At 37.5% G+C, this 11234-nt stretch carries 12 protein-coding genes; 4 read left to right on the top strand and 8 right to left on the bottom strand.

Annotated features, from left to right (window positions below):
* Positions 1 to 212: 212 nt before the first annotated feature.
* Positions 213 to 449: a small acid-soluble spore protein Tlp gene (gene tlp, locus WDJ61_RS07575; RefSeq protein WP_338754205.1), complete on the bottom strand. Its 237-nt coding sequence runs from the start codon at positions 447 to 449 to the stop codon at positions 213 to 215.
* Positions 450 to 638: 189 nt separating this feature from the next.
* Between tlp and yppF the strand changes: the two genes are divergently transcribed.
* Entirely contained in the window at positions 639 to 860 is a 222-nt protein-coding gene (gene yppF / locus WDJ61_RS07570) for a YppF family protein (RefSeq protein ID WP_338754204.1), read from the top strand.
* Between the two features lie 80 nt (positions 861 to 940).
* Here the strand turns inward: yppF and WDJ61_RS07565 are convergent, their stop codons facing one another.
* Positions 941 to 1396, bottom strand: coding sequence for an OsmC family protein (locus tag WDJ61_RS07565; RefSeq protein ID WP_338754203.1), 456 nt, complete (start codon positions 1394 to 1396; stop codon positions 941 to 943).
* A 206-nt stretch (positions 1397 to 1602) separates the two neighbouring features.
* On the opposite strand from WDJ61_RS07565, the gene WDJ61_RS07560 reads away from it, so the two are divergent.
* Complete coding sequence (locus tag WDJ61_RS07560) at positions 1603 to 3327, top strand: AAA family ATPase (protein ID WP_338754201.1); 1725 nt, start codon at positions 1603 to 1605, stop codon at positions 3325 to 3327.
* A gap of 141 nt (positions 3328 to 3468) precedes the next feature.
* On the opposite strand, the gene WDJ61_RS07555 is transcribed toward WDJ61_RS07560, so the two are convergent.
* The 5 genes from WDJ61_RS07555 to WDJ61_RS07535 all read right to left on the bottom strand — a co-directional run bounded on the left by WDJ61_RS07555 (position 3469) and on the right by WDJ61_RS07535 (position 8470).
* The gene (locus WDJ61_RS07555; RefSeq protein WP_338754199.1) at positions 3469 to 3600 is read right to left on the bottom strand and encodes a hypothetical protein; all 132 of its coding nucleotides are present in this window, start codon (positions 3598 to 3600) and stop codon (positions 3469 to 3471) included.
* A 90-nt stretch (positions 3601 to 3690) separates the two neighbouring features.
* Positions 3691 to 4467 carry a thermonuclease family protein gene (locus WDJ61_RS07550; RefSeq protein ID WP_338754197.1) on the bottom strand — a complete coding sequence of 259 codons (777 nt, stop codon included), beginning with the start codon at positions 4465 to 4467 and terminating at the stop codon, positions 3691 to 3693.
* Positions 4468 to 4490: 23 nt separating this feature from the next.
* Entirely contained in the window at positions 4491 to 5078 is a 588-nt protein-coding gene (locus WDJ61_RS07545; RefSeq protein ID WP_338754196.1) for a lytic transglycosylase domain-containing protein, read from the bottom strand.
* 130 nt (positions 5079 to 5208) lie between these two features.
* On the bottom strand, positions 5209 to 6726 hold the full coding sequence (locus WDJ61_RS07540) for a glycine betaine uptake BCCT transporter (protein ID WP_338754194.1): 1518 nt from the start codon (positions 6724 to 6726) through the stop codon (positions 5209 to 5211).
* Between the two features lie 193 nt (positions 6727 to 6919).
* The gene (locus tag WDJ61_RS07535) at positions 6920 to 8470 is read right to left on the bottom strand and encodes a hypothetical protein (RefSeq protein ID WP_338754192.1); all 1551 of its coding nucleotides are present in this window, start codon (positions 8468 to 8470) and stop codon (positions 6920 to 6922) included.
* A gap of 218 nt (positions 8471 to 8688) precedes the next feature.
* On the opposite strand from WDJ61_RS07535, the gene WDJ61_RS07530 reads away from it, so the two are divergent.
* Both WDJ61_RS07530 and WDJ61_RS07525 read left to right on the top strand, forming a co-directional pair.
* Positions 8689 to 9045 carry a DUF485 domain-containing protein gene (locus tag WDJ61_RS07530; protein ID WP_338754190.1) on the top strand — a complete coding sequence of 119 codons (357 nt, stop codon included), beginning with the start codon at positions 8689 to 8691 and terminating at the stop codon, positions 9043 to 9045.
* Entirely contained in the window at positions 9042 to 10568 is a 1527-nt protein-coding gene (locus tag WDJ61_RS07525) for a sodium:solute symporter family transporter (RefSeq protein WP_338754189.1), read from the top strand. The genes WDJ61_RS07530 and WDJ61_RS07525 overlap by 4 nt, the downstream gene beginning before the upstream one ends.
* A gap of 78 nt (positions 10569 to 10646) precedes the next feature.
* On the opposite strand, the gene WDJ61_RS07520 is transcribed toward WDJ61_RS07525, so the two are convergent.
* Positions 10647 to 11144, bottom strand: a complete 498-nt coding sequence (locus WDJ61_RS07520; RefSeq protein ID WP_338754188.1) for a hypothetical protein — start codon at positions 11142 to 11144, stop codon at positions 10647 to 10649.
* Positions 11145 to 11234 lie beyond the last annotated feature (90 nt).

Genomic DNA, 11234 nt, shown 5'->3' with positions numbered 1-11234 from the left:
TATCTTCAAGCTCTCCTGTTCATTTTACTTAAAGTCATTATTTATCCAATCGCAACCCCTTTACTAGATCGCATCATTTTATTATTTTTCGACAGGCTTTGTTAAACAATGCTGTTAATTTTGATTATTTTTTCTCGTTCGTGCAACAGAGACATTTCAACATATTCTTCCCATAAGAAAAAGGGCGAGTGTTTCACGCCCCCTTTCTACTGCTACTGATCTAAGTATCCCTGTTGCCTTGCATTAGCTTCATCCTGCATTTCTTCACGCAAAGCAGCAATGCTGTTTTCACGGCGTTGATTTTTCGCTTCAATGGCTTCGCGTTCTTCTCCCTCAACATTCATCATCGTTTCGCTTGCCTTTTGAATATTTCCTTCAGTATTTTCAATCATATCTTGCAACTTTTCAACATTATCTGCTCGATCATCTGGTTTCGGCTGATTTCTCATGTGATATTCCTCCTTTCATCATTCAAACAAAGTTTAGTTTCTCCTTGTTTTAAAAAAATAACTATAAATAAACAGATAAATATCCTCTCACACCAAAAAAATTGGTGGAAAATGTTGAACGATTAACAGGAATCAAGCACAGTATATATGTTATTATTTTCTATACAACGACTATCGGGAGGGGAAAATATGGTCATGAAGGAATTGATTTATCAATTTATCTTGTTAAAGAAACGTCAACCGGCTCATGCAAATGAATTGCTTGACTTTATTCAAACAAATTATTTAAATGGAGATTTAACCATCAAAGAATATAAAAAGCTTTTTTATGAGTTAGACCAACGTAAAGCTCATAAACCTATTCATTACATGGATCAATACAGCTTCGTGATCCAACCTCAAGCTCAATAAGAACTATTTTTCAACTATATTGACTCGACAAAAAATAAAACACACGTTAAGAGCGATACGCTTTCACGTGTGTTTTTGCATTATTTAATCTTCCAAGTCGATTTCACTTGTACCCCTGCATCCTTCAGCATATTGTATACTGGGCACCTTCTTTCAACTTCTTGTCTCAGCTCCTCCACTCGTTCGAAGCTTTCTTCTGTTGTTAATTGGACACTATAACGAATTCTTTGAAAATGCGGGGACACACTCGGAACTCCCATTAAACCTCTTACGTCTAACACTCCGCTATTCTCAAATTCCACTCCACTATATTTAAAATTCTGTTCTTTTGAAATGATGGAAATCATTACAGATGCACAACCTGTTAATGCGGCGAGCACGTATTCCATCGGGTTGGCTCCATGATCCGTCCCACCTAAATCTTCAGGCTCATCCATAACAACCGACGCAAAATCTCTAATCTGAATCGAAGTTTTCACCCCTTCATCCCAAGTACCTTTCGTTGTCAATTTCACTAATTGTTTTACATCAACCATCTGTCTCCACTCCTCACAAATCAATAATTCCGATAATTTAACTTTGTTTTATAGGATTAAATATACAGCAGATGAAATAATATGTAAAGTATTTTCCGAAAATTCAACAAAAGATTTTTTTTACATTTTTTACACCAGATTACATCTATTCATCTTTCATTAAATGTATTTATAATGAGAATACATTAATTAAGGAGATGACGTGATTGAATTCCAAATCGAAAATGATGAAAAAAATACTTCCGCTCTTTGCGGTGTTAATCGTCGTTGCCGCTGGAATTGCTATATATATCAGGGATGTAGATCAAACTGTATCGATTCCCTTTTCTTCAATAGAAAAGATCATTCAAAATCATGCTGGAGAACAGGTTAGCCTTCAGGAAACATCGGACGGAACGTTATATTTAACAACCGAGGGTGAACAATATGTATCACATATTTCTCCTGGAAGTCAGTCCATTGATAGATTAGTAGAAACATATAACATTAAATACTCTTATTCTGATCACGTCCCTGCAGACAATTGGATTATAGGCGGATTCGTGATTTTGTTAATCGCTGTAGGTACTTTTGTTCTTAGTCAGAAAAAAAGTGGGATTAGCCGCAGCAAATCAATGAAGAACAGCTTATCAAGAGCTAAACCTCTTCCCTCCATTTCATTAACTGATGTAGGTGGCCTGTCTACAGAAATGAAGGAAGAAATTTTGCAAACGTTATCCATTATCAAAAATAAAGAGCGTTCACAAGAAATTGGTATTAAGCCGCCGAAAGGCATTTTATTTTATGGTCCACCTGGTACAGGTAAAACCTTGCTTGCCCAAGCGGTTGCTAAAGAATTAAATGCTCACTTCTTTTCAGCGAGCGGCTCGGCCTTCACTGAATTATTTGTTGGTGTTGGAGCGTCTAGAGTACGCAGCTTATTTGAACAAGCAAGAAAACAAAAGCCCGCTGTTATTTTTATCGATGAAGTAGATGCCCTTGCTGCTCGCAGGAAAGCACATGGAGGAGAAGAAGCGGAAAGAACATTAACGGAACTCCTTGTTCAGCTGGATGGAGGACACGCTAATCATGATATTTTATTTATTGCAGCAACGAACAGAAAAGATATGTTAGATGAAGCGTTCCTTCGCCCAGGACGAATTGATTTCTCCTTTCTCGTTCCGCTTCCTGACACGAAAGGACGAAGAGAAATTATCGATATTCATGTAAGAGATCGAAAATTATCTACAGCTGTTCATTCGGGCCTTGATTATTTAGCCCAAAGTACAGCGGGCTTTTCCGGTGCAGAGTTGCATTCGTTATTTGAAAGTGCCAGCCGAAATGCGATTCGGCACGATCGTGATCGAATCGAAAAAAGCGACTTAGATCAAGCATTAGATCGAATCATCCTTGGTCATTCTTCCCGTTCACTCCATGACCCTCAAATCAAACGAAGAGTCGCTATTCATGAAGCAGGACATGCACTCGTTCAATCTGTCACAAAACCGGGATCCGTTAGAAAAGCAACGATTATCCCTAGGGGTCAAGCACTTGGTTATATGGCTCCTATTCCGAAAGAGCTTCATTTATCAACAACAACCGAACTGCTTGATCAAGTGGCCATGATTCTATCCGGAGGGGTGGCCGAAAGATTATTTCTAGGAGAACATAGTATTGGTGTTAGCGGAGATGTTCAACAAGCGAAACAAATCATTGAACAAATGGTCGATTCCGGCATGCTGCAAGATGGTTTTACATTGACCTTTAATAAAGCGGAACGCGAAACAAAAATGCAGGAAATTTTTCAAGAGGCATTAAAGAAATCTGAAAGCATTATTCAAGAACGAAAACGCCAATTCCAACAATTAGTCGATGCCTTATTACTAAAAGAGACAATCGAAGGCAGTGAAATCGAGGAGATTGTTTGTGGAGAAGTAATCGTTAATGGTTAAAATAACGTTTGGATAAACGATTCTTTGACCTTGCATTAGAAAAGCTAGGTTACCCTTTTTAACAAAAAAAACGATCCGATAAGGGATCGTTTTTTTATTGCATGAACGAGTAGTACTTCCACTGATAAAAGGTTCATTAGATTATTTTTTTTCTTTTTCGTCTAGGTTTGGACGAGGTCTCCCCCACCAAAACTCGTGTCGGCGTTTCATCATTTCTAAATACTCTTCCTCTGTCATTTCTCTTCTTTTTTCTGATTGCTTCTCATTAGCCATGATTAGAAACTCCTTTCACATAATGGTTGACACCACATTTTATGCAAACCATTAAGAAAAGTTCCTGTTCCTACGCGGTTCTATTGTCTCTTATCGTTTCGCCGCCCGATAACCCGCTGCTTCGGCTGCTTCCTTTGTACAAAACATTTCTTCCGCCTTCGTTACTTTATAAGACTGGCCACCAGGAACATGATAAATCTTTTCACCTGAACTTGTTACATTTCCCTTTATTTCACATTCTTTATCGGATTCAGTAGACTCTGTTTGTGCATCAATATTATATCCCCGATCCGTTACATAGTCCTCTATTGACCAAATACCTCTTTTTTGCTTTTGAGCCTCTTTTTGAGCTTTCTCCAAGCGATCCACGTATTTCGTATTAGGTGGAAAAACCGCTACTCTAGCTAATCCCTCAGCAATTAATTGTTCATTTACTAATTGTCCATCTAACCAAACATAAGCCAGCATTCGACCATATTGATCACGCTCTTGAACATCCACTTCTAATTCCACTTCTTTGTTCGTTAAGAGCTCTTTTGTATATGCTGACGCTTCGGGTCCAAATGGCTGAACACCTAAACGTGGATGCTTTGTTTCCGGTGTATCCACAAGAATCATACGCACACGCTCAGTTGTATTATCTGGCAGCAAAACATCAATTGTATCACCATCTACAACATAAGAGACAGTCCCCTTTATTTCACCGTGTTCTGCAGAGGATTCTTTTTTTTCTATATTCGTATGCCCATTTTTTTCGTTGGTAGTGACTTGTCCTTCTTTTGTGTCGTGACTCTCCTCTTCTAATGAACAGCCACCAATCAAAAGAAGAACAACGATAAATATGCTAACTTTTGGTTTCAACCACATAGACAGTTTCCTTTTTCACTTTATCATTCCATCGATTGATATTCTTTTAAATAATACAGTACATCCTCCACATATTTATCACTATGGTTATAGGCAAAGATGGCTTCTTTTAATTCCCCATCTGCCGCTCCATGTTTCTGTAAATAGTAGGCTGCACTAAAAACTGCATCTTCTATATTAAATGGATCAGCTACGCCATCTCCATTTCCATCTACGCCATATCCACCATACTTTTTAATGACATCAGGGTTCGTTTTTTCTTCATCAGGAATATCACCTTTTCCAAGACCGGAACACGTTGGATGATTCCAACCAACAAACGTGCAGGGCATAAACTGCAAAGGCCCCTCTGCCCCTGCAGGAGAAATTAACGGGTCCATTTGAGAAAACTTTGTTTCAACGCGATGGTGAGCAGCAAGAAGCTCCCATGGCACGCCATATTCTTTTTCAGCTGCTTTATATATCGGAATAAACTCATCTGGAATAGAATTACTTGAAATCCCCTTCAATTGAGGAAGACCTTGAATCATAAACATATAGATGGCGAAGCTGAGTAACGGAATCCAAAATAATGCTCGTTTCACTGATTTTTTTAACTTTCGTCTAGCCATATCAATCTCCTCAAGTATAAATAATAGGTTCGAACCCTATATTAGATAAGCTTTTAAAAAACTGCAAGTAAAACAAGTTTTCCTCATAGAAGAACCACCCTTTGTCTGAAAGGATGGTCCGACTATAGTATTATTTCTTAACTGTTTTCTGAGGTCTTAACATCTTTAATAATTGTTTTCGTTCAATGGATAAAGATTTATATAGAGACATCATCATTAAAATCATAATGAAAGAGAACGGGAACGCAACAATAATTAATGCATTTTGAAGAGCCTGCAATCCTCCGCTATATAATAAAACAATTGCGATCAGCGATTGGGCGATCCCCCAAGTTAGCTTCACCCGATTTGGCGGTGTCAATGAGCCATAAGTGGTCTGCATCCCTAAAACAAATGTTGCAGAATCGGCAGATGTAATAAAGAACGTACTAATTAAAGTAATCCCTATGATTGATAGCACAGACGACCAAGGAAATTCATTAAAGACAGCGAATAGAACGGTCTCTGTTGCATTATTCGTTAAATCGACAGCCCCAGACATTTGTAAGTCCATGGCAGATACACCAAACACGGAAAACCAGAAAAAGCTCAGGAGCGCTGGCATTAAAAGAGTCCCTATTAAAAACTCACGTATTGTTCGCCCTTTAGAAACTCGAGCAATAAAGATTCCTACAAAAGGAGCCCAAGAAATCCACCATGCCCAATAGAAAATCGTCCAATCATTGATCCAAGAGCGGTGTTCTTCATTTAATGGAGCAATTTGAAAACTCATTGTAATTATGTTTTGAAAATACGACCCAAGGGTGTCGGTAAACATATTAAAAATCAATAATGTCGGTCCAAGGATAAGCACTAAGCCGAGCAGTAATACAGCAAGAACCATATTTGTATTACTTAAAATTTTAATTCCTTTACCTAATCCACTCATCGCTGATATCACAAATAAAATGGTTGTGACAACGATAATTACTAACTGAATATTAAAATTAATTGGAATCCCGAATAAATAGGACAGGCCTCCATTGATTTGCGCTGCGCCAAAACCAAGTGTCGTAGCTACCCCTACAATTGTCGCAAATACAGCAATGACATCAATGATTGTTCCAATTGGTCCTCTCGCTTTGCTTCCTAAAATAGGAGTTAATGTCGCACTAATTAACCCAGGCTCATCCTTCCTAAATTTATAATAAGCTAGCACCAATGCAACGAGAGCATAAATCGCCCAAGCATGAATGCCCCAATGAAAAAACGTATATCTCATCGATTCTTTTAACGCATCGTTTGATCCCGCTTCTGACAAAGGGGGATTTTTAGCAAAATGACTTAATGGTTCAGCAGCACCCCAAAATACTAAACCTATTCCCATACCTGCACTAAATAACATAGCAAACCATGTTGGTGTAGAATACTCTGGCTTATCATCAGGTTTACCTAATTTAATCGTCCCTACCGGACTAAATATTAATAATAAACAAAACAGAACAATCACTGATACTAATATTAAATAATACCATCCGAATGTTGATGTTAAAAATTCTTTAAGGTTAGCTGTTACTGCTTCGAATGACTCTGGTGCAGCGACACCAAAAATTACAGCTATTAATACAATTGCAGCTGCATACCAAAAAACGTTAGAAATTCTCCTCACAAAATTCTCCTCTCTAGTTGAATTGTTAATTAATGCACATGGGAATGGGTAGTATTAAATTGAACTGGAAGTGATTAGGAATCCCTATATAACCCTAACAAAGATTTATCCTACAATCAAGGAATTGACACATCATACTTTTCTATGACTAAAAAACCCCCGCTTTTTGCGGAGGCCTATTTCAGTGAATCAACTATCTATTTTCTTTTTCTATGACTAATTGATATATTTCCGACAAACCATATGTTTGTTTTTCAGCAATCGCTATTTTTTCTCTTTCTTCCTTTTCATTATTTTTCAAATATAGTAAATCTCCTTCCAACTTATGAACCTTTTTCTTTATTTCAATCAATTCTTGTTCAATCGCGGCTAACTGTTCTTTTAAACGAATCATTTCGTGAACGATTTCAGGCTCATAGTCTGGATATTTTTCTAAAATCATTTCTGTGATCTCATTGAATACTTTCTCTAACTTCTTCTCTAATTGCGTCTTTTCTGTCTCATAATAATTGGACTTCACAAAAGAAGAGACTTTGCTAATCAACCCGTGTCTGGACGCTTGTTGTGCCTCGATTTTCTCATTGACTTTTTTTAAACTTTCTTGCAATCGATTTTGTTTTACACTTAATTCTCCGAAATAAGGCCTTGATGGATCCTGCTTCAAAAGTTGAGTTAATTTCTGAAGCATTTGTTCGTAATAACTATTTGTTTGGTAAGCCGTCTCTTCTAGTGTTTTCTGTTCTTTACAAAGAATTTGCAAAGCAGCTTGATCATCACTTTGTTTTTTTACTAATTCATTAACTGTTCTTAACATTGAACGATAGTGATCAAAACGATGTTGCCAAGCAGACGATAATGGCGATAAATCGCTTTGATTCTCTATTCCCTCAGAGAAGAATGGTAATGTGGTTTGTAACAGAACGATAGGTAGCAACCCTTTATTAAACAATAAATTTTGATACCGATAAAGGATTCCTCCTCCTTTAAAAATCAATGATAACAATAAGTTAGGATGAGTCATCCAAGAAAAATAAGCAACATCATTCAAGTTAGATGCTTCTTTTCTCGAAAAACTTTGGAGAAGTGATTGATAAAAGTGAAAGCCCGCTCTTTCACATATAACCGTAAATACAGAAAATACATCCTTTTGTAGAGCTTCCGCTAGTTCATTCTCTATACACGCACTTAAACCTAACTGCTGTATCACCTGCTCTTGTTGATAATTAGGCATATCTTGTAGAAAAGCTACAATTTCCTCTGTCCAAAGCATGGAAGATGTCTCTTCATTTTTGCCCTTGTTTTGTTCATTTAAGTGAACGTACATTTCAGCTATTTCCCAATGAATCAAAAACTCCAATTTATTTTTATTGTGAGATTGCTCGTACATATTCGAAATTTGTTTGTATTTTTTTTGCAAAAGACTAAATACTTTTTCTACAATATTTGAACATTGCGTTTCAATTTCATAGGGTTCATTGTATTGTCTTCCGGGCAATTTTAACGTCTTACTCAGATGTAACAGCAAATCTAGCTGGAGCTCTGTATCATCCACTTCATTTAATTTTTCAGCTTCTTTACTTAGCCATGTATAAAAATGAGCCGAACGCTCCTTAGAAACAACATCTTTCGTTTTCGAAGATACGATATCCCAAAGATTCGCATTATTGAGCAAGACATAGACAAAACGTAAATGTCTTCCTGTTAAGAAAACGAGTGATTGCGCCAATTGTTTTCCTTCTTTCATCCTCATCCTTCCAATCTACTTAATCTCTATCACTCTATTATATAGCAAAACATAGAAAGATAAAAATTCCCTATTGTTATTCGATTGATATCGCTGTCGAAACATGTCTTCAAAAAAATTGACAAATTATAAATTTATTATTGCGAAAATTATGTCAATTTCTTAAAATTGACATATAATTCTGAAAACGGTTTCAGAATAAAAAAGGAGGATGTTAGATGGAGAAGCAACTATTACATTCCACACCGCCAGAACGAAAAACGAAATATGAAAAAATTGCGGAAAGACGCGACTTCAAACATTTAATTCAAACAAAAAACAAATTTATTGTCCCAGTTTCAATTTTTTTCTTAATTTTTTATTTTTCATTGCCGCTATTAACTTCCTACACAACCATTTTAAACGCTCCTGCCATCGGTTCAATTTCCTGGGCTTGGCTCTTTGCGTTTGCCCAATTTATTATGACATGGCTTCTTTGTATGTTGTATGTCAAAAAAGCGAATCAATTTGATCATATGGCAAATGAAATCCTAGACGATGCAAATAAACAGAGTAAAGGAGAACATAGTTTATGAGTGTAATAGGGCTAACATTTTTTGTTGCTATTGTCGGATTAACACTTGTGATTACTTATTGGGCTTCTAAACGAACGAACTCTGCTAGTGAGTTCTACACAGCTGGTGGTGGACTAACCGGCTGGCAAAATGGATTAGCGATTGCTGGAGATTACTTATCTGCTGCTTCCTTCCTCGGAATCGCCGGCGCAATCGCTTTAAATGGATTTGATGGTTTCTTCTTTAGTATCGGTTATCTCGTTGCTTATTTAGTCGTTTTATATATTGTTGCTGAGCCGTTACGTAACCTTGGTAAATACACGCTAGCTGATATGATTAGCGCTCGCTTTGATCAAAAAAAGATTCGAGCCACAGCTGCTGTGAGTACGATCACGATTGTTATCTTTTACATGATTGCTCAACTGGTTGGGGCAGGAGCACTTATTCAATTATTATTAGGGATTGATTATTGGATCGCCGTATTAATGGTAGGTATCATGATGACCATTTACGTTCTGTTCGGTGGAATGACAGCCACTAGTTGGGTGCAAATTGTTAAAGCGGTGCTACTTATGATCGGAACAGTGATTATTTCTTTTCTAGTTTTATCCAAATTTAACTTTAATATCTTTGAAATGTTCTTGCAAATGAAAACAGCTACACCACTTGGTGAAGACTTTTTAAACCCTGGGGTGAAATATACAAATCCAATCGACACCATCTCTATTATGATTGCTCTCGTTCTTGGTACAGCGGGATTGCCACATATATTGATGCGTTTCTTTACAGTAAAAGACGCAAAAACGGCAAGAAGCTCTGTCGTGGTAGCTACTTGGATTGTGGGGATTTTCTATATTTTAACGATCTTCTTAGGGTTTGGAGCAGCGGCTTTTGTAGGTTCTGACAAGATCATTGCTGCCAACGCGGCAGGTAATATGGCCGCTCCTTTACTTGCACAAGCGCTAGGTGGGGACATGCTGATGTCCTTTGTATCCGCGGTAGCCTTTGCAACGATCCTGGCAGTTGTAGCCGGACTAGTGTTATCAGGTGCATCAGCGTTTGCTCATGATATTTACGGAGAAATTATTAAAAAAGGGAACATCACAGAAAAGCAGCAAATGCTAGCTGCTCGCTACGCATCCATATCTGTAGCGGTTTTTTCGATCATACTCGCACTCTTTGCTCAAACAATGAATGTCGCTTTCTTAGTCTCACTTGCCTTCTGTGTTGCAGCCAGCGCCAATCTACCAGTGATCATTTATACAATTTACTGGAAACGCTTTAACACAACTGGTGCATTAGCTGCCATGATCACAGGTCTTGCTTCTGCTTTAATACTTGTAGCCATCAGCCCAAATGTTCTCGGACCTGAAGGTACAGCCATTTTCGTCGGTGAACCAATCTTTCCATTAACAAACCCAGCCATTGTGTCCGTTCCTGCTGGTTTCATTGCTGGATACATCGGCACCGTGCTGTCTGCGAAAGCGGATACCCGTAAGTTTGCTGAAGTAACAGTCAAAGCTCATACAGGGTATAAAGGCTGATTCTACTCCTTTCGCTTCTCCGCTAACTAGAGGTTAGTGGAGAAGCTTGATTGAAAAGCAATATACCCAAGTACTGTTTTAGCCCTTCTTCTCTTGTTGATGATGGATCATTTCATCAAAATCGCTTAAGCAATTATTCAGCTCAGTTTTTAATTTCTTTTCTTTGTTAGCAAAAGAACTAGATGCTTCTTGAAAACCAATAGCTAAGTTCATGTACTGTTTATAAGCAATATGTACATCGAGTAATGCGGAATATTCTTCGATCATCGACTCTGGTGGATCAGGCAATTCAGACAACATCACCTGGCATTTGTTCATTTCGTTCTCCACTTTTTTAACGACTTCTTCCTTCTGAACACTTAAGGTGGATGGCCACTCGGACTGGTTAGCCATCATTTTTTGTGCGGTCATTGAATGGTCTTTCATCAGCGTATATATTTGCTGCATTTTTCTTGCATATACCGCTTCCTCCTTTTGTTGTTTATGCTGTTGATAAAAGAGACCTCCGACTAACAAAAATAAACAACCAACCAAAATTATGAATAAACGTAGCAATTGTAAGGTAGATTTGTTCATATATTTCTTTACCCTTCCTCACCATTTTTATAAACATATGTATATATGTATGTATGTATGTAAGTCTTCACTCGTACTTAATCACTCATT

The organism is Bacillus sp. FJAT-52991, assembly GCF_037201805.1.
Taxonomy (GTDB): Bacteria; Bacillota; Bacilli; order Bacillales; family Domibacillaceae; genus Bacillus_CE; species Bacillus_CE kandeliae.
Note: the sequence above shows the minus strand (reverse complement) of the source record. Positions and strands in the feature narration are given on the sequence as shown.